Source organism: Caecibacter sp. AF58-12pH5A, assembly GCF_027681725.1.
GTDB classification, from domain to species: domain Bacteria; phylum Bacillota; class Negativicutes; order Veillonellales; family Megasphaeraceae; genus Megasphaera; species Megasphaera hominis.
This window is the reverse complement of sequence record NZ_JAQDBC010000003.1, coordinates 137,133-161,573: the sequence shown is the minus strand read 5'-3', so window position 1 is coordinate 161,573 and position 24,441 is coordinate 137,133. Positions and strand designations below refer to the sequence as shown.

The 24,441-nt window shown below is 52.8% G+C and carries 17 protein-coding genes; 6 read left to right on the top strand and 11 right to left on the bottom strand.

Annotation, left to right across the window (positions count from 1 at the left end; genetic code table 11):
* Positions 1 to 555: 555 nt before the first annotated feature.
* The 5 genes from gyrA to PGX44_RS02985 all read right to left on the bottom strand — a co-directional run bounded on the left by gyrA (position 556) and on the right by PGX44_RS02985 (position 9,539).
* Positions 556 to 3,039: a DNA gyrase subunit A gene (gene gyrA, locus PGX44_RS03005; protein WP_498854201.1), complete on the bottom strand. Its 2,484-nt coding sequence runs from the start codon at positions 3,037 to 3,039 to the stop codon at positions 556 to 558.
* A gap of 210 nt (positions 3,040 to 3,249) precedes the next feature.
* A complete protein-coding gene (locus PGX44_RS03000; RefSeq protein WP_498854200.1) occupies positions 3,250 to 4,593 on the bottom strand; it encodes an acetyl-CoA hydrolase/transferase family protein in 1,344 nt (447 codons plus the stop codon).
* A gap of 144 nt (positions 4,594 to 4,737) precedes the next feature.
* A complete protein-coding gene (locus tag PGX44_RS02995) occupies positions 4,738 to 6,039 on the bottom strand; it encodes an acetyl-CoA hydrolase/transferase family protein (protein WP_498854199.1) in 1,302 nt (433 codons plus the stop codon).
* 113 nt (positions 6,040 to 6,152) lie between these two features.
* Positions 6,153 to 8,228 carry an elongation factor G gene (gene fusA, locus PGX44_RS02990; RefSeq protein ID WP_498854198.1) on the bottom strand — a complete coding sequence of 692 codons (2,076 nt, stop codon included), beginning with the start codon at positions 8,226 to 8,228 and terminating at the stop codon, positions 6,153 to 6,155.
* Between the two features lie 120 nt (positions 8,229 to 8,348).
* Positions 8,349 to 9,539, bottom strand: a complete 1,191-nt coding sequence (locus PGX44_RS02985; RefSeq protein ID WP_498854197.1) for a M20 metallopeptidase family protein — start codon at positions 9,537 to 9,539, stop codon at positions 8,349 to 8,351.
* A 132-nt stretch (positions 9,540 to 9,671) separates the two neighbouring features.
* On the opposite strand from PGX44_RS02985, the gene PGX44_RS02980 reads away from it, so the two are divergent.
* The 4 genes from PGX44_RS02980 to PGX44_RS02965 all read left to right on the top strand — a co-directional run bounded on the left by PGX44_RS02980 (position 9,672) and on the right by PGX44_RS02965 (position 14,535).
* A complete protein-coding gene (locus PGX44_RS02980) occupies positions 9,672 to 11,039 on the top strand; it encodes an aminopeptidase (RefSeq protein ID WP_498854196.1) in 1,368 nt (455 codons plus the stop codon).
* Positions 11,040 to 11,196: 157 nt separating this feature from the next.
* Positions 11,197 to 12,546 carry a nitrogenase component 1 gene (locus PGX44_RS02975; protein WP_498854195.1) on the top strand — a complete coding sequence of 450 codons (1,350 nt, stop codon included), beginning with the start codon at positions 11,197 to 11,199 and terminating at the stop codon, positions 12,544 to 12,546.
* A complete protein-coding gene (locus PGX44_RS02970; RefSeq protein WP_498854194.1) occupies positions 12,543 to 13,772 on the top strand; it encodes a nitrogenase component 1 in 1,230 nt (409 codons plus the stop codon). Before PGX44_RS02975 ends, PGX44_RS02970 begins: the two co-directional genes overlap by 4 nt.
* A gap of 10 nt (positions 13,773 to 13,782) precedes the next feature.
* A complete protein-coding gene (locus PGX44_RS02965) occupies positions 13,783 to 14,535 on the top strand; it encodes a nucleotide-binding protein (RefSeq protein WP_186504451.1) in 753 nt (250 codons plus the stop codon).
* Between the two features lie 47 nt (positions 14,536 to 14,582).
* Here PGX44_RS02965 and rpoN read toward each other — a convergent pair whose 3' ends face one another.
* Entirely contained in the window at positions 14,583 to 15,869 is a 1,287-nt protein-coding gene (gene rpoN / locus PGX44_RS02960) for an RNA polymerase factor sigma-54 (protein ID WP_498854193.1), read from the bottom strand.
* Between the two features lie 24 nt (positions 15,870 to 15,893).
* Entirely contained in the window at positions 15,894 to 16,652 is a 759-nt protein-coding gene (locus tag PGX44_RS02955) for a sulfite exporter TauE/SafE family protein (protein ID WP_498854192.1), read from the bottom strand.
* Between the two features lie 179 nt (positions 16,653 to 16,831).
* On the opposite strand from PGX44_RS02955, the gene PGX44_RS02950 reads away from it, so the two are divergent.
* On the top strand, positions 16,832 to 17,659 hold the full coding sequence (locus PGX44_RS02950) for a hypothetical protein (protein WP_498854191.1): 828 nt from the start codon (positions 16,832 to 16,834) through the stop codon (positions 17,657 to 17,659).
* A gap of 16 nt (positions 17,660 to 17,675) precedes the next feature.
* On the top strand, positions 17,676 to 19,064 hold the full coding sequence (locus PGX44_RS02945) for a vWA domain-containing protein (RefSeq protein ID WP_498854190.1): 1,389 nt from the start codon (positions 17,676 to 17,678) through the stop codon (positions 19,062 to 19,064).
* 56 nt (positions 19,065 to 19,120) lie between these two features.
* On the opposite strand, the gene PGX44_RS02940 is transcribed toward PGX44_RS02945, so the two are convergent.
* From PGX44_RS02940 to iorA, 4 genes are all read right to left on the bottom strand, one after another.
* Complete coding sequence (locus PGX44_RS02940; RefSeq protein WP_498854189.1) at positions 19,121 to 20,458, bottom strand: acetyl-CoA hydrolase/transferase family protein; 1,338 nt, start codon at positions 20,456 to 20,458, stop codon at positions 19,121 to 19,123.
* Positions 20,459 to 20,471: 13 nt separating this feature from the next.
* Positions 20,472 to 21,809 (bottom strand): amino acid permease, encoded by a 1,338-nt coding sequence (locus PGX44_RS02935; RefSeq protein ID WP_498854188.1) that lies wholly within the window; start codon positions 21,807 to 21,809, stop codon positions 20,472 to 20,474.
* An 89-nt stretch (positions 21,810 to 21,898) separates the two neighbouring features.
* Positions 21,899 to 22,477 (bottom strand): indolepyruvate oxidoreductase subunit beta, encoded by a 579-nt coding sequence (locus tag PGX44_RS02930; protein ID WP_498854187.1) that lies wholly within the window; start codon positions 22,475 to 22,477, stop codon positions 21,899 to 21,901.
* Positions 22,474 to 24,258: an indolepyruvate ferredoxin oxidoreductase subunit alpha gene (gene iorA / locus PGX44_RS02925; RefSeq protein WP_498854186.1), complete on the bottom strand. Its 1,785-nt coding sequence runs from the start codon at positions 24,256 to 24,258 to the stop codon at positions 22,474 to 22,476. Before iorA ends, PGX44_RS02930 begins: the two co-directional genes overlap by 4 nt.
* Between the last annotated feature and the right edge of the window lie 183 nt (positions 24,259 to 24,441).

The following is a 24,441-nucleotide window of genomic DNA, read 5'->3' as shown; positions in this document are numbered from 1 at the left end:
TCAAACTCTCCATGATATGTGAAGAGCTATCTAGCTCTGTCTTACTTATTGTTTGTGTTACATTTGATTGACGTTCTATAAAATAGAACCTCGCACACTGGCATTTCATATGTTTACATTGTTCAGTTTTCAAAGGTCATCGTTGTCGTCTTGCGGCGACTTGTATATCTTATCAGGATTCATGCGGCTTGTCAAGCAGTTTTTTAAGTTTTTTTAAACTCATTTGTCCACTCGGCGCACTACATTTAGGGCTTTTTGTTTGCCCTCACCTGACAGCTATTGAAGTATATCATTTGCTCTCTTCTCTGTCAAGCACTTTTTTGAAGAACTTTTAAAACAGAAAAAGACAATAGCAAACACACTGACACACATAAAGGAATTAGCAAAATTACTATATTCATTCATTTGCACGTCCGCAATAGCTGGTTATTACATAGTACTACGGATTAGCTTCTCTGTCAAGCCATTTCTTTACACGCCCTATACATCCCTTATATATATGTACAGTGGCATAAAAAAGGAAGGCCTCCAGGAGACCTTCCTTTTTAGAGCGTCTTATTGTTTGCCGAACAGATCGTCTTGCTGCTCTTCTGCTTCTGTATCTTCACCGTCAATGGTAATCGTATCGAGAGCCGTTACTTTGTCGTCTTCTTCCAGCTTCTGGATTTTGACGCCAGATGTAATCTTGCCCTTCTTGATGCCAATACTTTCGACATCCGTACGAATCACGATGCCATTGCCTGTAATGAGCATCAATTCCTGATTATCGTGGACTACTTCTACCCCTACGACGTCACCGGTCTTCGGTGTAATCTTGAAGTTCTTTACGCCTTTACCGCCCCGCAGCTGAACCTTATAGGCTTCTACGTTATTGCGTTTGCCAAAGCCTTCTTCGCTGACTGTCAGGACCTGGCACCCTGGCGTGAGAATATCCGCACCGATGACCATATCACCGGCAGCCAGATCGATGCCGCGGACGCCGCGTGTATTGCGGCCCATAGGACGTACATCGGCTTCGTTAAAGCAGATGGCCATGCCCTGCTTAGTGGCCAGAATGATATTCTGGTCCCCTGTCGTCAGGCGCACCTTGGCCAGGTGGTCACCTTCTACGAGGGAAATGGCAATGAGGCCGTTACGGCGGACATTTTTAAATTCCTGCAATTCTGTCTTCTTCACGCGGCCCTGTTCCGTCGCCATGAAAAGATTCATAGACGGATCTGCCTGATCGAGGTCGATGAGGGCATTCACCTTTTCCCCGCTTTCCAGGGGCAAGAGGTTAATCGCTGCCACGCCTTTCGAATTACGGCTGTTGGCTTCCGGAATTTCGTAGGCCTTCAGACGATAGACACGGCCCAGGTTGGTAAAGAAAAGGACCGTATTGAGGGACGATGTGTAGAGCAAGTGATTGACTACGTCTTCGTCCTTCGTGCCCATGCCTTTAATGCCCCGGCCACCTTTGTTTTGCGTATGGTATACATTGGCATTAATCCGTTTGATATAACCACGGCGGGTGAGTGTCAGTACCATGCGTTCGTCGGGAATCATGTCTTCTACAGCGAAGTCAGACGTATCCGCTACGATTTGCGTACGGCGCTTGTCGGCGAATTTTCTCTTGGCTTCGAGCAATTCCGTTTTTACGATTTCCATGATTTTATGCGTATCTGCCAGGACGTCGCGCAAATAAGCGATCCGTTCTTCCAGTTCCTTATATTCGGCTTCGATCTTTTCCCGTTCCAAGCCGGTCAAGCGGCGCAGACGCATGTCGAGGATGGCCACAGACTGCTTTTCACTGAGACCAAAGCGGCTCATGAGAGAATTCTTGGCAATTTCATCGGTCTGCGATTCACGGATCGTCCGGATGACTTCATCAATATGATCGAGGGCGATGAGCAGGCCTTCCAATATGTGGGCTCTGGCCAAAGCCTTATCCAGTTCGAATTTGCTGCGACGCGTAATGACATCCTGCTGATGGGCCAGATAGTAGTGCAAAATCTGTTTCAGCGTCAGGACGCGGGGATGACCGTCTACGAGGGCCAGCATGATGACGCCAAAGGTTTCCTGAAGCTGTGTATGCTTATAGAGCTTGTTCAGGACGATGTCCGGATTGGCATCGGCGCGCAGTTCGACGACAATGCGCATGCCCTTACGGTCTGATTCATCACGCAAGGCCGTAATGCCGTCGATTTCCTTATTGCGGGAAAGGTCGGCAATCGTTTCAATGACTCGGGCTTTGTTGACCTGGTAAGGGATTTCCGTTACGACAATCCGGTGTTTGCCCTTGCTCATCGGTTCAATTTCTGCACAGGAACGCATCTTGATGCTGCCCCGGCCTGTCGAATAGGCTTTGAGGATACCGTCCCGGCCCATGATTTTGGCACCCGTTGGGAAATCAGGTCCCTGGATTTTGGTCATCAATTCTTCCAGGCTGGCATCCGGGTTATCGATGAGCAGTACACAGCCATCGATGACTTCCCCCAAATTATGGGGCGGAATATTGGTTGCCATACCTACGGCAATACCGGCCGAGCCATTGACCAGGAGGTTCGGGATCTTTGCCGGCAATACAGTCGGTTCCTGCAGGGAGCCGTCGTAGTTGGGCATGAAATCCACTGTATCTTTGTCGATATCTTCCAGCATTTCGCCGGTAATCTTGGCCATACGCACTTCTGTATAACGCATAGCAGCAGCCGAGTCGCCATCGACGGAACCAAAGTTGCCGTGGCCGTCTACGAGCGGATAGCGCGTAGAAAAATCCTGGGCCAGACGGACTGTTGCATCGTATACAGAGCTGTCACCATGAGGATGGTATTTACCAAGTACTTCACCGACGATACGTGCTGATTTCTTGTACGGCTTGTTGGGCGTCATGCCCGCTTCGTGCATGGCGTACAAAATGCGGCGGTGTACGGGCTTTAAGCCGTCGCGCACATCCGGTAAGGCGCGGGTAATGATAACGCTCATCGCATAGTCGATGTACGATGTCTGCATTTCATCTTCCAGGCATACCGGTAAAATCTTATCAACCTGTTGTTCGTCCACAATGTCACCTCATAAAAAAAATAAAACCAACGTCCCTGTCTGTCTATCTCACAGATCACGAGCGCATTATCTATATTATAGCAAATTTTTGTCCCTTTTAATAGGTTTTTATCGTCTCAAGGCAAACAGAGGCCTTACAGGGCCATTTAGGGCGAAAAGAAAAGAGGAGGCAGCATCTGGTCTGCCCCCTCCGGCTATCGTTCTGCGTGCTTATTTCTTATTGCTGTATCTCCAGATTTTCATTTCTTCCGCCTTTTTGATCAGTTCATCGCGGAAATCCGGATGGGCAATGCTGATCAGGGCTTCTGCCCGTTCCCAGGTCGATTTGCCCATGAGGTTGACCATACCGTATTCCGTGGCGATCCAGCAGGTCTGGGAACGCGGATCCGTGACGGTCGTGCCTTGTGCCAGTGTCGGGCAGATATTGGACGTCGTCACGCCGCTCTTCTTATCCGTGTGGGTCGAGTGCATGGCAATGATCCCTTTGCCGCCGCGGGAACGATAGGCCCCGTCCGTGAAGTCCAGCTGGCCGCCGGTACCACTGATTTGGTGCGGTCCCTTCGATTCTGCCGATACCTGGCCAAAGAGATCCACTTCGATACAGCTGTTAATCGAAATGAAATTGTCCATCTGACCGATAACGGCCGGATCGTTGACGTAATCAATAGGAAAGGCTGCCAGGCTGGGGTTATCATCGATCCAGTCGTACAGTTCCTGTGAGCCCAGAGCAAAGGAATACACACCTTTATTGCGGTTCAGCCGTTTAGCTTTATTGGTCAGGCGGCCTTCTTTATACATGAGATAGAAGGCGTCGACGAGCATTTCCGTATGGAAACCCAGATCCTTCAGATCCGATTTGGCAATCATGGCGCCTACACTGTTCGGCAGACCGCCGATTCCCAGTTGCAGTGTAGCTCCGTCCGGAATGGCTTCGACAATCGGTTTGGCGATCATGGCGTCAATTTCGTCACCGGCCACAAAGGGAATCGTCGGAATGGCAATACCCGGTGCTTCTACGATGGCGTCGACGTCCGAAATATGAATGGCTTCGCCCAAGCCGCCGAGACAGCGGGGCATATTGGGATTGACTTCTACAATGACTTTTTTGGCCTTTTGTACCATTGCTTCCGTAGCAGCGGCGCATAGGCCGAAGTTGAAATAGCCGTGTCCATCCATGGAGGCGACAGTAATCATGGCAACATCTACGTCGAGCAGGTCGCGGTAGATAGAAGGCTGATTACGGAAGCACATAGGGCTGAAATTCATAGCCCCTTGTGCACAGGCCTTGCGGTCATAGCCGCTCATGTGCCAGTTCGACACGGTAAAGGTATCACGCATAGGATCACACTCTACGACCTTACGCGGGAAAAGAGACATGGTTTCCCGTACTTTAATATCCTTTAATTCATCTTTACGGGCTGCCAAGGCTGCATCTAACAGCACGGGCTGCGAAGTGGTCATGCCATATTCAACCCAATCCCCGTCTTTTACTAGTTTTACCGCTTCTTCTGGCGTTGTCAGTTTTTGCTGATACATTTCTGTCCATTCAGACACGTCGTTCACCATACCTTTCTATCGCTTCACTACATGTGTTCTGTTTTTCACAGATTATACCTATAGTATACGTTGTTCAAACGTTTTACGCAAGGTTCTGAATGTAAAGTAAGAATGTGTTTCATGCTTTTTTTGCAAGAAAAATCAGATCAGCAGGTTTTCCTTTTTGGCTTGAAACGTCAGTTCTTCCCGGAATTTAGGATGGGCAATGCGGATCAGTTCCTTCGCCCGCTGGGACACGGTCTTGCCGCGCAGTTTGGCTACGCCGTATTCCGTTACGATGTAGTCGACGTCGTTCTTGCTCGTCGTAACGATAGCGCCCGGTGCCAGGGTCGGCACGATTTTGCTGATCGTATCATTCTTGGCCGTCGACGGGAAAGCAATGAAGCTCTTGCCGCCTTTGGAGGAAATAGCGCCGCGTACATAATCTGCCTGGCCGCCCGTACCGGAAATATGACGGGTTCCGGCCGATTCCGAGCAGACCTGGCCAAAGAAATCGACTTCGATGGCGGCGTTGACGGAAATGAAGTTAGGATGCTGGGCGATGATAGCCGGATCGTTGACGTAGTTGACGGGCAGCATGAGGAACATAGGGTTATCATCGATAAAATCATAGATCCTCTGGGAGCCGAAGGTCAGTGTCGCTACGGTTTTGCCCCGGTGGAGGGGTTTTTGCATATTCGTCACGGCGCCACATTCGATAAGCTCTACCATACTGTCCGTAAAGAGCTCCGTGTGGATGCCTAAATCACGTTTATCTTTGAGGGCCAGGCCTACCGCTTCCGGCACGGCGCCAATCCCCAGCTGCAAGGTCGCACCATTGGGTACTTCTTCGGCAATATAGCCGCCAATGGTCTGGCTGATCGTGTCGATTTTGGCAGGCGGCATGATGGGCAGGGGGTGGGACGTTTCACACAGGGCATCGACCTGGGAAATATGAATCTGCGGGGCCGTGACGACACGCGGCGCCTGATCGTTGACTTCCAAATAAATATGTTTTGCTTTCCGTATCATGGCTTCACTGCACGAGCCGTCCAGACAGGTGCTGAAATAGCCGTGCTTGTCCATGGGCGACACTTGGGCAAAAAAGGCGTCTATTTCGATGTACCGTTCGAAAAGGCCCGGTGCATCCCGGTAGTAGCAGGGCATGATATCGCAGCGGCCTTCGCTAACGGCTTTACGCAGGCCGCCACCGGAAAACCAGCTGACCGGCGTGAGCTGCGGGAAGGCTTCCGGCGCCAGCGTGCCCAAGGGGGTAATATCCAAGAGGGAATGGTAGACCAAATCCTTCACTTCGCCGGCTGCGGCCCGTTTCCCCAATGCATCTGCCAGCACCGTTGGGATGGCGCCGGAAATGTCCGAGCTGCAGGACCAGCCTGATTCGATAGAGGCAGCGATCTGTTCGGCTGTCTTTGTTTTGTCCGCATACATTTGTTTAAGGTCCATGGAAAAAACTCCTTTCTTTGCGTCTGCATACGTCTACATACTATACATATCCCTGATATCACATAAAGAATTCCCGTCACACACGAGGTGCGGCGGGAATCCATAGGAGGGATTTATTCTTCCTTACCTGCCTGAGCAGCGGCAATGATTTCGTCCATTGTCTTCTTTGGTACTTCTTCGTAGTTAAAGAAGCTCATATTGAACGTTCCTTTGCCCTGGGTCATAGAGCGCAGCACCGTCACATATCCGTTCATTTCCGACAAAGGAACCTGCGCTTTGACAACGATCAGGTTCTTATGGCTCGGATGGTGTTCCATACCGAGGATACGGCCGCGACGGCCACTGAAATCGCCCATGACATCGCCCATGTATTCTTCCGGTACGATGACATCGACGTTATATACCGGTTCGAGAATAGCCGGTTTTGCTTCTGGTACACCTTTCTTCAAAGCCAATGCCGCAGCTACTTTGAAGGCCATTTCTGACGAATCTACCGGGTGATATGAGCCGTCTTCCAGCGTCACTTTCACACGGATCATGGGGTAGCCGGCAATGGGGCCTTTTTCCAGCGTTTCCTTTACACCCTTTTCGACGGCCGGAATATACTGGCGCGGTACGGCGCCGCCAAAAATGGCATCGACAAATTCAAAATCTTCACCGGTTGTAAGCGGTTCAATCTTCAGTTTGACGTGACCGTACTGACCGTGGCCGCCACTTTGTTTTTTATGCTTGCCTTCCACTTCCGTAACGCCGTTAATGGTTTCACGATACGGGATGTATACCGGTTCCAGTACGCCTTTGACGCCGTATTTGCGTTCCATCTTATTCATGATGTGATCGAGATGGACGTCACCCATGCAACGTACGAGGAGCTGCTTGCCTTCGGCATTCTTTTCGACCTGGCACGTCGGATCTTCTTCGCTAATACGCAGAAGCGCCGTCATGAGCTTATCGTCTTCGCCTTTCTTTTCCGGTACCATCGCTACCGTGTGGAGCGGATTCGGGAAGCGGATAGGATCGTATTCAACAGGGAATTCCGGCGTACCGAAGGTATCGCCTGTCTTAGCGTGAGCCAGTTTCGGAATGACGATGATATCACCGGCAATGGCTTCTTTGATAGGAATCTGTTCTTTGCCGACGAGGGTAAAGAATTTGCCCATTTTTTCATCGGCATCCTGGGTTACGTTGTAGAGCTTGTCCCCTTCTTTGAGTTCGCCCGAGAAGATGCGGACATAGCTCAGCTTGCCGGCAAAGGGATCGATGAGTGTCTTGAATACAAAGCCTGTAAAGGGCTTATTCGGATATACCATGACCGGGTCGCCTGTTTTCTTATCGGTGCCCATCATGACTTTTTGCGATGCATCCGGCATGTAGCGGATGAGACGGCCCAGGAGTTCTGTCGTGCCGATATGGTTGGTAGCACTGCCGCACATAACCGGGCACACGCGGCCTGTCAGCATACCCTGGCGCAGACCCTGACGCAGTTCTTCCACTGTCAGTTCATCGCCGTTTAAGTATTTTTCCAGCAGTTCGTCGTCCCCTTCGGCGGCAGCTTCCATGCACATTTCCCGGACTTCCCGTGCCTTCGGTACGTATTCTGTCGGCACTTTGATTTCATTGACTTTGCCATCGCTCCATTCCCAGGCGATCATCTTGCACACGTCGATGATGCCGCGGAAGTCTTTGCCTTCGCCAATAGGAATCTGCAAGGGCATGATCGATTTGCCGAAAACGGCGCGCATTTTTTCCAGGCAGCCAAAGAAGTCCGCATTTTCCGTATCCATCTTATTGATATAAATCATCCGCGGCAGCTGCAATTCTACGCCGTATTCCCAGGCCCGTTCCGTGTCCATTTCTACGCCTGCATCGGCCGATACGACCATGAGGATGCCGTCAGCAGCCCGCAGGGCAGCCCGTACTTCACCACAAAATTCACCATACCCCGGTGTATCGAGGAAATTCAGCTTATAGCCCTGCCATTCGCACGGCGCAATGCCCAGCTGGATGGTGACATTCCGTTTGATTTCTTCCGGCTCAAAATCCATGATATGTTTATTATCCTTACCTGTACCTACAGCAGGGACAGCGCCGCAGGCCAGAAGCAGGGATTCAACAACGGCCGTCTTACCGGCTCCATCATGAGAAAGTACAGCTACGTTCCGTATCATATCACTAGCATATTCTTTCATAATATAAATCGCCTCCTAAAAATCACGTTATTAATATGTATTCGTGCTAAAGAGGCGATTTCCTTTTTTATTTATGATTTTTTTCTAACCTGTCTATGCCTTTTTTCAAAAAACGCAGTGTTATTCCCGCAGCGCTGCCAAGGCTAAGGCGGCCATCATTTCAGTACCCAAAGGCAGGCACGCTTCATCTACAGCAAAATGCGCGTTGTGAAGGGGCCAAACGGGCTTACCCGGTGCCGTCGCCCCCAGCCAGATGAAGGCGCCGGGATAGGCCTTGAGGTAGCCCGAGAAGTCTTCGGCTGTCATGGCCGGAGCCCTGACAGCTGCCAGGGCTCCGGCACCAAAGCGGTCGGTCACGACACGGCGGACGAGGTCCGCCTGGTCAGGCTGATTGAAGACGGCACCGTAACCCCGTTCGTACTGGAGCCTGCTCTGCGTTCCATACATGACATCGAGGCCTTGCAGGAGGCCTTCTAATTTCGTTTCCATGAGATCCTGGGCTTCTGCGTGATACGTACGGCACGTGCCTTCGAGCGTAACTTCATCAGCGACGATATTATAGCGGCTGCCGCCGGCGATGCGGCCAAAGGTCAGGACGGCCGGATAGAGCGGGTTAATCTGGCGGCTAATGAGGGTCTGCGCCGCCATGATGAACTGGCCAGCAGCGACGATGGCATCGACACCGCGGTGGGGCATCGCAGCGTGGCTGGACTGGCCGTGCAGGGTGACCGTTACGTGATCCGAGGCGGCCATGACGGGCCCGTTGAGAACGCCTACCTGGCCCACCGGCAGGGTAGGCCAGACGTGCAGGCCATAGACGGCCTTGACGCCTTCTAAAATGCCCGAAGCGACAATTGCCCGTGCCCCGCCGTGCGGTGATTTTTCTTCTGCCGGCTGGCCGATAAAGATAACCGTACCTGCCAATTCCTGCCGCAAGGACGCCAGGACCCTTGCAGCGCCGAGGAGAATGGCCATATGGCCGTCGTGGCCGCAGGCATGCATGATCCCGGGGCGCTCAGAAGCAAAGGGAAGGTCTGTAGCTTCCGTAATCTGCAGGGCATCCATATCCGCCCGCAAGGCGACAGCTGGGCCGGCGCCCTGCGCACCGTGTAAGATGCCAATGACCGAGGGAATGCCGCCTACCCCTTCGTGTACTTCCAGGCCGAGGGAACGGAATTCCGCGGCGATGACCCGGGCGGTTTCCTGTTCCTCGTATGATAATTCAGGCTGTCTGTGAAAGGTTCTGCGCAGCTCACAAATATGCGGTGTATATTGTTCAACCAGTGTTTTCAATCTATCTTCTACGGCCATGGCCTGTTTCCCCCTTTTATTTTGCTTCCTATATCATTATAATATTAGTAAAGCCGCCTGTTGCAGCGGCGTCAGGGCCATGTGTAAGCGCCCGGTCTTAATCGACTAATTATACCATAAGGAGGAATATAAATGAAAGCATTTGACAGAGAAAACAGTGTTTGGTCCCGTTTTTCTGAAGAAGAACGGTTAGAAATGGAAGCATACAGCAAAAAATACCGCCAATTCCTGGATACAGCCCGGACAGAACGGCTGGCTGCTGCAGAAATCATCAGCCAGGCAGAAGCCCAGGGGTTCCGGCCACTGGAAAACTATACGGGCCTCAAAGCCGGCGATAAGGTATATTGGAATCAAAAAGGCAAGTCGGTCATTCTCGCCGTTATCGGTACGGATCCTATCGAAACGGGCATGAAGATTGTCGGCTCCCACATCGATTGCCCGCGCCTGGACGTAAAGGCTATGCCTGTCGTCGAAAAGGATGGCATCGTCTACTTAAAAACGCATTATTACGGCGGTCTCCTGAAATACCAGTGGGTCTGCCTGCCCCTGAGCCTCATCGGCGTCGTCTACACGGCTGACGGCCGGCGCGTAGACATTTCCATTGGCGAAGACGCAGACGATCCGGTCCTCTTCATCAACGACCTCCTGCCGCATTTGGGCCGCAAACAGGCCGAAAAGAAGCTGAGCGAAGCCATTGAAGGGGAAATGCTCATGCCCTTAGTCGGTACGAACAGTGAAGAAGAAAAAACGAAACCGGCTATCCTGCAGCTTTTGAAAGAAAAATATAACATTGAAGAAGAAGACTTTGCCAGTGCGGAACTGGAAATTATTCCTGCCGTTAAGAGCCGCGACGTCGGCCTCGATCGTTCTATGATTATGAGCCACGGTCATGATGATCGCGTTTGCTCATACGGCAACCTGGCTGCCATCTTGACGGCCAAACCAGGTGTCAAGACGCAAATGGCCCTCTTTGCCGATAAGGAAGAAATCGGCTCTGTCGGCAATACTGGCGTCAACTCGTCGTACTTCCTCGATTTCACGGCTGAACTCCTGGCACTCCAAGGCCACACAGAAGAAATCTGGCTGCGCCGGGCCCTGCGCCATAGTGAAGTCCTTTCGGCTGACGTGTGCGCAGCCTATGATCCCGTCTTTGCTGATGCGTACGAAGAAAACAATGCCGCCAAATTAGGCTACGGCATTTGCCTGTGCAAATATACAGGTGCCCGCGGCAAATCGGGCAGCAACGATGCAAACGCTGAATTTTTATCCAAAGTACGGCAAATCTTCAACGCTGCCAATGTACCCTGGCAGACAGGTGAGCTCGGCAAGGTCGATCAGGGCGGCGGCGGTACGATCGCCTATATCATGGCCGACTGGGGCTGTGACGTCGTCGACTGCGGCGTCGCCATGCACAGCATGCATGCCCCACTGGAAATCGTTGCCAAGGCCGATGCCTATAGCGGCTACCTGGCCTATAAAGCATTTTTTGAAAGTGTATAACAGGTAAACCTTCAGCCAATCTCCTGTCGCCACAGCGTGACAGGAGATTTTGTCTGCCCGGCTGCAGCACTGTACACTTGCCAATACTATACCAGGCATATATACTTTATGATAGAATTGTTGTTTTTATTTTGTCTGTCAAAAGAAAGGATATCTCATGATTTACGAAAACGAAATCAGACCGCGTGTCCTCATCCCTAAGGTCAGTCCTGCGGGCGCGGAAACAGACATTGGTCATGCGTCCTTCCCGGAGCCCTTCCACATCGGGCTCCAGTACAGCTCCCCGGCCCGGGGACACTGGACCATCGCCCATTCGCCTATGCTTATTCCGGAGTGCCACGAAATCTACGTGTGCTGTGCCTGCTGCCTCCACGGCGTCGTCCTCTCGGCAGACGAGGTGCCCGACGGTGCCGGCCGTTTCTCCATGGTGACCCTGACGAACGAAAACATTCTCAAGGGGAACCTGGAAGAAATGATGATCGACGGCATCAGTGACATCATCGATCACCTGCCCGAACGGCCACGCTGCGTCGAAGGCTTTACGAGTTGCATGCAGCATTTCCTGCATATTGACCTGAAGCTGGTCTACGGCACACTGCGCAAGAAATACCCGGACATCGACTTCATCGATGGCTACATGATTCCTACCCTGCAGCACCGTTTTTCACCGGACGTCTTAGGCCGGCGCCAATTGACGCGGGCCGTACAAAAGCTGCCCCGCAAGAAGGCCATCAACTTCATCGTCAACTATTTCCCTGTCGATCCGGAGTGTGAGCTCGTCGCCATGCTGCAGGCTGCAGGCTATACGATTCACGACTTTGCCGCCTGCCCGACGTACGACGAGTACAAAGCCATGGGTGAATCAGTCGCCAACATTTATTTTCACGAAAATGCCCGGCCGGCTGCTCTTGATATGGAAAAGCGGCTGGAGCAAACGCCCTTATATATCCCTTACGCCTTTTGCTACGACGAAATCCGTACCCACCTGCAAGAAGCGGCAGACTGCCTACAGCTATCCATGCCTGACACGGACGCCTATGAAGCGCGCTGCGAAGCAGCCCTAGAACGGCTGCACGACGAAGTCGGTAACACGCACATTGCCATCGACTACACGGCGACGCCGCGGCCCTTGAATCTGGCGCGGCTGCTTCTTACGCACGGCTTCAACGTCTACGCCGTCTATTTGGATACGGTTCTTGCTGACGATAAGGACGATTTCTATTTTCTCCAAGAGCACTATCCGGAGCTGCAGCTGCGCTCGACGATGCACTTCAAGCGCAGCCTCCTGCCGCGGGACGATACGCGCCGCTACGGCAAGGTCCTCGGTATCGGCCAGATGGCCGCGTACTTTACGGACTCCAACTACTTCGTCAACATCGTCGAAAACAGCGGTCTCTACGGCTATACAGGCCTCTTGAAGCTCATCGCTCTCACGTCGGAAGCATATAAAGAAGAAAAGGATATGCGCCGCATTGTCCAAATCAAAGCTTGGGGGTGTCACGGTTGAAACAAGCACAACAGGTCCTCTCGACGTATGCCGTCGATGTCTTCGGCATCGCCTCAGCCCTTTATGAGCTGGGCGGCCTGATCATCATGCACGACGCGTCGGGCTGCAACTCTACATATAATACACACGATGAACCGCGCTGGTATGACTTGCCGGCCATGGTCTACATTTCCGGCCTCAACGAAGCCGATACGATCTACGGCAACGACCAGCGCCTCATCGATAACATTGCCGAAGTCGTCGACGCCGGCAAACCGACGTTCATCGCCATCGGCGGCAGTCCCATGCCTAACGCCATCGGCACGGACTACAAGGCTATCGCACAAATGGCCTCGCGCCGTACAGGTATTCCCGCCTTCGGCTTCCGCACAGACGGCATCCACAGCTATCTCCCCGGCGCGGGCGCAGCCTTTTTAACGTATGGTAAAGAATTCCTTCAGGCACCTCAAAAGGAACCGCAACAGCCGGCCCGGCGGGTTAATCTCCTGGGGCTGACGCCCCTCGATTTTTCCGTCGTCGGCAACGCTACGACCTTAAAGAACTTGATTACGGAAAACGGCTTCATCCTGCAGAGCTCCTGGGCTATGGGTGAATCGCCGGAAGGACTGGCCCAGGCAGCTAATGCAGACGTGAACGCCGTCGTCTCCGCCACGGGCTTTTACCTGGCCCAATATATGCAGGAAGCCTACGGCATTCCCTATGTCTGCGGCCTGCCCATGGGCAAAAAGGGCACAGCCGACTGGCTCCAGGCCCTGCGTGACGGCAACACGTCGTATCTGACAGGCCTTACAGGCAGGGAGAAACCGGCGCGTCTCAACCGGGCCCTGACCAAACTGGACGCCTGGAAGGTAGAACAGGTCTACGACGACACGCCGTGCGACGTGCTCCTCATTAACGGGGAGCCCTTACAGCTCCTGTCTATGCGCCAGTTCCTGGCTGACGAATATGGGCTTCACGACGTGCGCCTCCTGTGCCCCTTAGCCGACGCGCCGGAGCCATTAACCACGCAAATAGAAACGGCCTGCTCAGAAGACGCCATTCGCCGTGAATGCCGCAAAGCACGCCGCATCATTGCCGACCCCATTTATGCCCGGCTCCTGCCCGGCGAAGAAAAGAAATTCCTTTCCTTCCCGCACGAAGCCTATTCGGGCCGTCATTACCGGGACGACCTGCCCCTCTTCGTCGGCCCTGACGCGCGGAAATGGCTGGACGAAAAAGGATTTTAAGGAGGATACTATGAGAAAAATTGCAATATATGGCAAAGGCGGGATTGGCAAATCGACGACATCAGCCAATATTTCCGCAGCCCTGGCCCTAATGGGCAAAAAAGTGATCCAGATCGGCTGCGACCCTAAGGCCGACTCCACCCTCAACCTGCTGCACGGTGAACCGGTCATGCCGGTCATGGACTATTACCGCGAATTCGATGACGAACCGGATTTCGAACACGTCGGCCGCGAAGGCTTCGGCGGTGTCTTCTGCATCGAAACAGGCGGGCCTACACCGGGCCTTGGCTGTGCCGGCCGCGGCATCATCGCCACCTTCGACCTTCTGGAAGACCTGGAGGTCTTCGACCGCATCAATCCGGACGTCGTCATTTACGACGTCTTAGGTGACGTCGTCTGCGGCGGCTTTGCGGCGCCTATCCGGGAAGGCTACGCCAATGAAGTCTTCATCGTCACGTCCGGCGAAAAGATGTCCCTCTACGCGGCCAACAACATCAGCCGGGCTGTAGAAAATTTCCAGGACCGGGGCTACGCCCAGGTCAAGGGGCTCATCCTCAACCGCCGCAACATTGAAGACGAACGGGAAAAGGTAGATGAGTTTGCTGCTAAACGCGGTCTCCCTGTCATTGCTGATATTCCCCGCAGCAAGGAAATTCAGCGCTGCGAAGAGCTGGGCATGACCGTCGTCGAAGATAATCCCGACGCACCGCTCAGCCGGATCTATATCCAGCTGGCCAAGGATTTGCTAAAAGAAGAAGGCTAAATATAAAAAATCGCCCAGGCTGCGTGCCAGTCCGGGCGATTTTTGTGTTATTCTTTTAAGCGGCGCCGGATCGTGCTATTGGGAATCTGCAGCTGCAGACGGAATTTGGCTACGGTACGCCGGGCAATATGAATCTGCTGTGCCGCCAGCCAGTCTGCCAGTTCCTGATCGGACCAGGGATGGTCCGGCGCTTCCGCCGCAATATGGTCCCGTATTTTTTCCTTAATAGCCTGATCAGAGATTTCGCCGTCTTCATATTCATTCTGACAAGCGTAGGCCTGGGCAAAGAAATCTTGCAGACGGTACACGTGGCCGGAAAAGAGGACATATCGTCCATGACAAACGCGGCTTACCGTAGCCGTGCTGAGGCCGGTCATGTAGGCCGCATCCTTTTGCCGCAAGGGCCGCAAGGGCAGTCCCTGCAGAAAGTGCTGGGACTGATACTGGGCCACACATTGAAGCACCAGAAAAATGGACTGCCAGCGGTAGGCCAAGGCCGATTGCAGGCTCAGAAAGGCCCGGCGGGCCCGGTGAATATACGTGCGCGTTTTTTTGTCGCCTTGGGCTTCGTATTCCTTATATAAATCGTCCCGAAAAAAGACGTCCGGTAATTCTTCCAAGGAACGTACAGCCAATTTTCCCGGTTCCTCTTCGTATATTTCTACGTCCGGACGGATAAACTCCGTTTCCGCATCGACCGTAGTGGCAGGCTGCAAGGCGAGGGTCTTTAAAAAATCGCGGATGGCCTTGAAGTCCTTCTCTGAAAGGTCCATTTCGTGCTGCAGCTTCTGCCATTTCCCCTGCAGGAAATCTTCATAATATTGGCTCAGCAAGCGTTCTGTTCCGGCCGGGGCCTGACCGTGGCGGCGCGTCTGCAGCAACAAGCATTCACGGATATCACGGGCGCCGATACCGGGCGGATCCAGGCTCTGCACGACGGCCAGGCCCTTGTCCATCGTGGCCCCGTCCAAGGCGTATTCCTGCCCTAATTCAGCCAGATTGCCTGTACAAAAGCCTTTTTCATCGAGAGAACGGACGACGAGCCCTGCGGCCAGCAAGACCGGCCGGGGCAAGGTCTGCAGGCGGAGCTGCTTCAGGAGACTCTCTTCCAGTGAATCGGCCCGGCTGCGGACAGCATCTAAGGGCTTTTCCTTACCTGCATCGGCCTGGGACTTTACATCGCCGTAACGGATATCCAGCAAGGGGTTTTCCGCCACCTGCTCATGGAGGAAATCCGTCAGCTCTTGCGACCGGAGCGTCAGCATTTTAATCGTCAGCCGCTGAATTTGTGAAAGTTTCGTACGCTGTTCCAGTTTCAGTGCGACTTTTACCATGATCTTGCTCCTTTCAGCAGGTTATCATTCGAGAAACAGGATAAGGGCCCCAATACCGGGAATACTCGTCATACAGATCTTCAGTACACTGCGGGGAATCCGGTTCGTAAACTTTGCCCCTACGTAGGCACCGGTCATGAGACCGGCTACGACTTGAAAAAACAGGGTAAAGTCCAAATTGCCACTGAGCAAATAGCCAAGGCCGCCAAAGACAGCAATGGGCATGATGATCAGCATCGTCGTCCCAACAGCCGTGACCAGGGGCAGATCGAAGAGGATGAGCAAGGAGAGCTGGATAAAAGGCGTTGCGCCAATGCCAAAGGTACCGGAGAGAAAGCCCACGACCAAGCCGGCACCGACGGCAGTGAGCCAGAAGCGGGAGCCCCCTTGTAATTCTTCCTTTGTCGCGTGGGCAAAGGGACCTGAATTGGGATGATACAGGCGCAAGTACATGAGTATCATCGACAGTAGGAGCATGCCGCCAGTCAGCCAGTGCAGGTTAGACGATGGAATCAAAGCCGCTACATGGGCACCTAAGAAGGACCCGATGGCACCGAAGGCGCCGACAGCTACACCGGTCCTGACGCGTACATTGCCTTCACGAAAGTGACTTACAGCGCCGGAAAGCGTCGTAAACGCCATAGCACCCAGGCTCGTTCCCAAGGCCAGATGGATCGGCACACCAAAGGCAGCCGTCAAAATAGCAATGACAATGCCAGCCCCGCCGGCGCCGGTCAGGCCCAGCAAACAGCCCATAATAAACAGTGTTCCTAAAATAAGCATGGTTTACACCCCTCTGACGGCCATACAGGACACGCAAAACAAACCGGTATGTGCCGTCTCAATTTACTTCTTCCAGTATACTACGAACACAAAAAAACGTCAGTCCATACATTGAAATTCACGTAAAATGAACGTACAATGGTAGTACCTGAAAATATATTTCATTTAACGAGGTTGCTATGAACGAACCTATTACAGTGGAACGGCTTGCGAATAATCCATACATGATCCGCTATATCGATCACCCGTCGCAGGATTTGCAGCTCGCAGCGGTCCGGGCCAACGGCCTGCTGATCCAATATCTGTCTGAGCCTGATCGGGACGTGCAGGAAGCGGCCGTCGCCCAGGCACCGGAAGCCATCCGATATATAAAAAATCCGCCTGAAGCCCTTTGCCGGCAGGCCATTGCGGCCAACTGGTATAACTTGAGCTATATTAAACAGCCCTCTGCGGCGCTGGTGCGCCTGGCGCTGGAACAATCGCCCTGGGCGATCCGTTACGCCGTCCGGCCCAGTGAGGAGTTACAATTGCTGGCAGTCCAAAAAAGCTGGGAAGCCCTGCAGTATATTAAAGAACCGACGACACAGGTACAATTGACGGCGATCCGGCAAAGCCCTGAAGCACTCCGCTATTTGGACCCTGCCGCACCGGAAGCAGAGGATCTGGCCATTCTTACGGATGCGCGGACCCTGCGCTTTGTCCACAACCTGTCAGCCGCCAGGATTTTGCATTTTATCTCCTTGAATATTCTCGTCTGTACGGTTCTGAAGAAGGAGCAGTACATACCGGAAAAGGATATCCTGCAGCTGCTGCAGCACATAGTCGCCCAAGAGGATGTGCCGGAAAAGTATATCCGTAATTTCATGAATTGCCGCAGTTTAAATCAAATCTATCATTGGACACCTGTTGATAAGCTGCATTTGGTATATCAGTACGGCAGCAAGCGGGCGAAGCGGATAGCCGTTGACGAACGATTGCGTTTTAAAGATACGAAAGAAGTGATATAAGTTGAATACAGAGCTTATGGATATGCGCCAACGCCTGATCGACGCCATACAGATCTGGGCCAACGAAAACCTATATACAGCTGCGCCTGACAAGGCCCCGGCAGCCATGCCGGAAGAGCTAAGCCAGCTTTTCTACGCCTTTATCAGCAAGCTCAGCCTGTCCCTCATGGAGGATGAAGAAAACTTTTACGGTTACTTTTTCTTCCAAATGGGCAAGAAAACAGACTGGAACCTGCGGGCGCCTACGGCCGTTACCTTTGAACACACACAATATGTATTGTACTTTCACCCCCTCCTTTTTCTGGAACAAACGCCGCAGCAAATGATCAGCTCCATCAAACACGAAATCCTGCACATCGTATTTCAGCACCTCTTGCGTTCCCGCGATTTGCGGCAGCACTATAGCAAGCTGGCCCTGAACCTGGCCATGGATGCCATTGTCAATACGTACCTGGACCCCGTACCGGAGGATGGCGAAACCATCGACAGGATCAATAACCAGTACGGCCTCTTTCTCATCCCCTATGATACGCTGGAAGACTATGCCGAAAAGATACAGCGCGGCATTGACTGGAAAGAACGGAGCAAGACGACTACGACCGATCACATTACGGAAACGGCAGATAAAGAGCCGCGCTTTGATATCCGCCACGCCCATGATCTATGGGAACAGCTGGATACACAGGACCCGCAGGTCTTAGTGAAATTTACAGAAAAGTATTTGGATACGGCCAGCCAAGGGCCTCTTTCGCCTCACCTGGCCGGGGCCATTGCAGCCTTTAAAAGCCTGAACAAGGCCCTGCCCTGGCAGACCTATTTAAGCCGCCTGGCAGGCACTTTATTTTGCGGTACCCGCCGTACGACGGCCCGGTTAAACCGGCGTCAGCCATACCGCCTGGATCTGCGTGGCGAGCTCCATCATTACAAGGCCCGCATCATCGTCGCCCTCGATGTCAGCGGCAGTATCAGCGATGCCGAGTTCCATCAGGCCATGCAGGAGGTATTGCAGATTGTCCGTTCCATGCAGGTGAAAATCACCGTACTCGAATGTGACGATCAGATCAAAAAAGCCTATCCCGTCCGTTCGCTCAGAGATCTGCAAAAACGCCATCCGTACCGGGGCGGCACGGCCTTCAGCCCGGTCTTTGCCTATGCCAATGCGCACAAGACAGACCTGCTCATTTACTTTACCGATGGCCAGGGCGAAGAAACGCTGAGCGTGACGCCTGGCGGCTATAAGGTTCTCTGGATCCTGTCCGGTCACAGCAAGGGTTTGTCCTTACGCAATCCCTGCGGCATTGTAAAACAGCTGCAGCCCCAGGAAGACATGACCCTTTCTGAATTAGATGATCCCCACGCTGACGGGTATTCCATGAACAATCAGGAACCTGTGGCCTTTATTTGAAGACATGACAAAAACACCAAGTCCCTTTCCCAAGGGCTTGGTGTTTTTTGTCCGGACTAGCACTTGTTGCTGCGCCGCCAGATATGCTGCTTTTCTGCGGCCTGAATCAGGTCTTCCCGGAAATCGGGGTGCGCAATGGCGATCAGTGACTCGGCCCGCTGCCACGTCGTGCGTCCCGGCAGGCAGGCGACGCCATACTCGGTGACGATATCCGGAGCCTGCGTCCGCGGCGTCGTAATAATATCGCCCTGCGTAAACAGCGGCAGGATGTTGGAATGGCGCACACCTTTTTTGTCGACACGGCTGCTGGGCAGTGCCAAAAAGGCCTTTCCATGCGGGGCGGCGTAGGCGCCGGTAACGAAGTCCAGCTGGCCGCCGGTGCCGCTGATCTGGCGCGTACCAGCCGATTCTGAGCTAACCTGGCCATAGAGGTCTACAGCAATGCAGCCGTTAATGGAAATAAAGTCGTCCAGCTGGCGGATTGTTTCTACGCTGTTGACGTAGCGCATAGGTGCCGAAAGAACTTCCTGGCTGTGGTCCAGGAACTGATACAATTCCGTAGAGCCCAGGCAAATGGAGAAGATCCCCTTACCGCGCAGGAGCTTTTTCTTACGGTTCGTAATCTTGCCGGCTTTGTACAGGGCCAGATACCCATCGCTCATGAGCTCTGTATGCATGCCCAGGTCTTTGAGATCGGACGCAGCGATCAATTCGCCTAACGCATTGGGCATGCCGCCAATCCCCAGCTGAAGCGTCATGCCGTCGTGCAAATAGGGGAAGATCTGCGCCGCAATTTGCCGGTCCAGGTCGCCCGGTGCCCGGCTCGGCGATGTATTGAGCGGTTCCCGGCTTTCTACGATACAGTCGACTTCCGAAATATGTATATGATCTTCCTCCAGGCCATATACGACGGGCATGGCCGGATTGACCTCGAGAATAATGTGTTCTGCTACGGAAAGGAGCTCCGGCTGGCAGCAATTGGTCAGGCCGAAGGAAAAATTGCCCTGCCTGTCCATGGGCGCGACGGTAATCATAGCTACCTGTACAGGTGCATAACCGCGCGTATAATACGAGCCGCACTGGCGAAACAGCATGGGCTCATGGTAAGCCCGGCCGGCATCTATGTAGGTACGGTCCTGTGCCGAGCAATGGAGCAGGTTGTACGTAAAGGTCTTGTTTTCCGGATCCTTTTCCAGTACCGCCACGGGATGACAGGTAATGGCGTTGCGTACCTTTATATCATGCAGGTCATCCCGCCGTTCTGCCAGCGCCTTATCGAGGGCCGTCGGGTACGACGTACACTGGCTGTAATCGACCCAGTCCCCGTCTTTTACGAGCTGTACGGCCGCTTGGGCTGTACAGCGTTTTTTTTCATATTCCGCATAGACATCCATCTAAATCGCTCCTTCAAAGCAGCCCCATAAACGGAGAAACGAGGAGGATGATTCCCATGAGTACGATAGGAATCAATTTCCACGTACGATACTGCCTGAATATATCCAATTTTATAACCAGAAAGACGGGCAGGAAGCAGGCAATCAAGCCGATGAGCCCGCCTAAAAGAGGCGTAAAGGTAAGTACCTGTATGCGCAGGGCGATGACGCCCCAGCAAAGCAGGATGCAGCAAATACTGGTCGCGTGGGTAATGAGCCTTTTAGGAATGGCTTCGCGCGCCATGACGCGGCCAAGCAGATTCAGTACCATGCCGCTGCAGGCATCGCGGAAGCAGAGGAACATGGCAAAGAAGGCCGTAACCACGGCAAAGATATTCAAGACGAGATTTAAAATCTTTATGGCTGAGCCATCCATATGCTGCGCCGCCAAAGCCAAGGCGGAAATATTGGCCGTATAGGCCGTAACTGCCTGACTGTGATCCATCGCCAGGTTAAAGGATACCGTATAAAAGACGACGAGGCCCACCAAAAAGAGATAGGCATACTGATAAATCCGCGTAGAACGATAGTGGGCTACGACTTTATTCTCCGTCTCTTTACGGAAATAGATGACCGCCGGCCCTAAGGCGATGAAGAACTCAATCGACATGGCAATGAAGGGCAGCATAACGATGAAATTTTTAATGACATAGCCCAGATCCGGCGGCACCATGATGTTGAGCAGGTCCCAGTGTTGCACCATGAGCAGTCCCAGGGCCGCAATGACCAGGGCCTTCGTCACGACCATACCGGACGAAATCTTCATGAGCAGTTTTTCACTCTGCGAAGCAATGACGACCATGAGTGAAATGAGTGCCAGGCCGTAAAAGGCATTCTGTGCCAGGGACTCCTGCGTTACGCCAAAGGTTACCAGGAAGGATGAGCTGTCATTAGTCAGGGCCGTCGAATAGAGAAAGAGCAGGATCGTCGTAAAGACAAAATAGACGGCACCTAAGAAAAAGCCCCAGTTTTTTCCCAAATAGCCGGAAATGATACCGGCAAAGTCCTCGCATAATTCCGACTTGGCCAAGACATCCAAATACAACTTTTGGTGAGCATAGGCAATAGGATAGCCCAGGAGCGCCACGAGCAAAAAGACGGGCAGTCCGGATAAGCCCACTTGAATCGGCAAAAACACGATCCCTGCCCCTAAGGACATGCCGACACACATAATGATCCAGCCCACATCAATGGCGCTAAAACGGGTAGCTTCCCGCCATTCCTCCAGCGTCATACCGGCTGCCCGGGCATACCGTTCGCTGGCCCTGCCCGGTATTCCCTTGCGCCAGACCAGATTTTCTTTGTTTTCCATAAAAGCCAATGTGTTGTTTCCTCCTTTGAACAGAAAGATGCCAGGCAAAAGGCCCTGGCATCTGCCTATATACACATTGGTCTATTATATCATACGGCGGCCAGGCCAGCATCAAAGGCTTTGATATTCACGTCGACAAAGACCGGTTTGACTGTCTTTGCAATAATCTCTTTCCAGTCTATCTCCGTGAGTCCCAAAGCACCGACCAAGGCGCCTAAGAGGACGATGTTGGCCCCTTTAGGGTTACCCAGGCCGGCGGCGATCTGCGTAGCATCTACGACCTGTACGGACACGTGTTTTTTCAATTCGTCTATGATTCCGGCCGGATACTCACAGGCGCCGGATAAGATAGACAGCGACGGGATCTGCGTCGTATTGACGACCATTTTCCCAGTCGGCTTGAGGAATTTGGCATAGCGCGCCGCTTCCATCTCTTCAAAGGAAACGAGAATATCCGCCATACCGGCACCGATAATGGGCGAATATACCTTTTCGCCAAAACGCACTTGTGTACTGACACTGCCGCCGCGCTGGCTCATACCATGGACTTCACTCATCTTTACATCATAGCCCTGTTCCATAAGGCCTATGGTCAGGATTTTACTGGCTAAAATGGTTCCCTGCCCGCCAACACCTACAAGCAGGATACTGGTTACGTCACGCATCATTTGTCCCCCTTCCGGCTAATGGCCTGTACAGGACAAACCTGCAGGCACAGCGTACAGCCCGTGCAGTCACTGGCAACGATTTCCGATTTTTTCGTCTGCGTATTAAAGCGCAGGGCCGGGCAGCCTGTAGTCAGGCACTTCCTGCAGCCAATACAGGTTTCCGTGTGGACGACGCAGGGCTGCATAGAGAGATCAAACTCTTCCTTATCTGCAGGGCTGAATTTTTTCAGGATACAAGGCCAGCGCGTAATGATGACTGACGGTTCGTCTTCTCTGGCATAGGCCCAGTCCAGTGCTTCATTCATAGCTTGCAAATCCAGCGGGTTGACCGTGCGGATATGCTGGATCCCCAAGGCCCGGACGACCGTTTCAATATCAATCAGCGTCGTCGGTTCCCCTTTGAGCGTATAGCCCGTACCGGGATTTTGCTGATGGCCGGTCATGCCTGTAATGCGGTTATCGAGAATGACACAGATCGTATTGGAATGGTTGTAGGCAACATCCGTAAGGGAATTGATACCCGTGTGGAAGAAGGTCGAATCACCCATGCAGGCAACGACCCGCTTTTTCTGGCCACTCATTTGAAAACCATGGCTCAGGCCATGGCCGACAGAAAAAGCACTGCCCATACAGACGGCCAAATCCTTAGCGTTGAGCGGTTCCGACCCGCCTAAGGCATAACAGCCAATATCGCCGACCATGACCGTGTCCTTGCGTTTGCCTAAGGCATAGAAAAAGCCGCGGTGCGGACAGCCGGCACAAAGAGCGGGCGGCCGCGGTACGACATACGTATCAGGAATGGTCACGCCTTGGCGCTGTTGCTGCAAAATGGCGACAGCGACGATATTCGGGTTCAGTTCATCAATGCCCGGTATGACATCACGGCCATGACAGGCAATACCGGCCCCATGGATTTGATCTTCCATAAACGGATCCAGTTCTTCTACGACATACAACGTATCTACCTTAGCCGCAAAATCACGGATTTTCTGCATGGGCAGGGGATACGTAAAGCCCAGTTTTAAGTAGGAAGCCTGATCACCTAAGACGTCGCGGGCATACATATACGCAGCACCTGCGGCAACGATGCCGATTTTCGTATCATGCATTTCTTCTACATTGAAGGGTGACGTTTCGGCATAGGCCTTTAGCTTCTGTTCCCGTTCTTCCATGACGTACCGGCGTTGTTTGGAAATGGCCGGTACAGCGTCCATTTTTTCCCGCTGTTTTACATACGGTACAGGCGGTACGTCCTGGCGCGGCCCTTCTGTCTCGAGGCTCTTAGAGTGGCAAATACGCGTCGTCATGCGGAGCATAACCGGTACACCATAGGTTTCACTGACACGATAGGCTTCCTTTGTCATTTCCAGGCATTCCTGGGAATCGGACGGTTCAAACATGGCTATCTTCATGGCCTTGGCATAGTGCCGGTTATCCTGTTCATCCTGGGAAGAATGCATGCCCGGATCATCGGCCGAGACAAAGACAAAGCCCCCGTTAATTTGTAAGTAAGAAAACGTAAACATAGCATCAGCTGCTACATTGAGGCCGACCATCTTCATGGCCGCAAAGGAACGGACACCGGACATGGAAGCACCGATGGCCGCTTCTACTGCGACTTTTTCATTCGGTGCCCATTCGGCGTATATTTCATCGTATTGGGCTGTGTTTTCCAAAATTTCCGTACTCGGTGTACCCGGATAGGCTGAAGCAAAGGAGACACCGCTTTCATACAGGCCCCTGGCAACCGCTTCATCGCCGGTCAGCAATTTTTTCATCATAGATCCTCCTATCTCGTTCAAGCAAGGTTCTTTTCTCCTCTTATTTCATACTCTTTTATATGCAATCTGTATGCCAACCAGAAGAGGAGAAAAAGGCCTGATTTTCGGCTTTTTTTGACAAAATAAGAGTCCCTGCGCCTATGCCGTGTAAAAAAAATTTGCTATACTTTACACAAGATATAG

Excerpts from the sequence above, each read along its gene's own strand:
- PGX44_RS02995 (WP_498854199.1), bottom strand. The coding sequence starts at position 6,039 with ATGGACCTTAAACAAATGTATGCGGACAAAACAAAGACAGCCGAACAG.
- fusA (WP_498854198.1), bottom strand. The coding sequence starts at position 8,228 with ATGAAAGAATATGCTAGTGATATGATACGGAACGTAGCTGTACTTTCT.
- PGX44_RS02985 (WP_498854197.1), bottom strand. The coding sequence starts at position 9,539 with ATGGCCGTAGAAGATAGATTGAAAACACTGGTTGAACAATATACACCG.
- PGX44_RS02980 (WP_498854196.1), top strand. The coding sequence starts at position 9,672 with ATGAAAGCATTTGACAGAGAAAACAGTGTTTGGTCCCGTTTTTCTGAA.
- PGX44_RS02975 (WP_498854195.1), top strand. The coding sequence starts at position 11,197 with ATGATTTACGAAAACGAAATCAGACCGCGTGTCCTCATCCCTAAGGTC.
- PGX44_RS02965 (WP_186504451.1), top strand. The coding sequence starts at position 13,783 with ATGAGAAAAATTGCAATATATGGCAAAGGCGGGATTGGCAAATCGACG.
- rpoN (WP_498854193.1), bottom strand. The coding sequence starts at position 15,869 with ATGGTAAAAGTCGCACTGAAACTGGAACAGCGTACGAAACTTTCACAA.
- PGX44_RS02955 (WP_498854192.1), bottom strand. The coding sequence starts at position 16,652 with ATGCTTATTTTAGGAACACTGTTTATTATGGGCTGTTTGCTGGGCCTG.
- PGX44_RS02950 (WP_498854191.1), top strand. The coding sequence starts at position 16,832 with ATGAACGAACCTATTACAGTGGAACGGCTTGCGAATAATCCATACATG.
- PGX44_RS02945 (WP_498854190.1), top strand. The coding sequence starts at position 17,676 with ATGGATATGCGCCAACGCCTGATCGACGCCATACAGATCTGGGCCAAC.
- PGX44_RS02940 (WP_498854189.1), bottom strand. The coding sequence starts at position 20,458 with ATGGATGTCTATGCGGAATATGAAAAAAAACGCTGTACAGCCCAAGCG.
- PGX44_RS02935 (WP_498854188.1), bottom strand. The coding sequence starts at position 21,809 with ATGGAAAACAAAGAAAATCTGGTCTGGCGCAAGGGAATACCGGGCAGG.
- PGX44_RS02930 (WP_498854187.1), bottom strand. The coding sequence starts at position 22,477 with ATGATGCGTGACGTAACCAGTATCCTGCTTGTAGGTGTTGGCGGGCAG.
- iorA (WP_498854186.1), bottom strand. The coding sequence starts at position 24,258 with ATGATGAAAAAATTGCTGACCGGCGATGAAGCGGTTGCCAGGGGCCTG.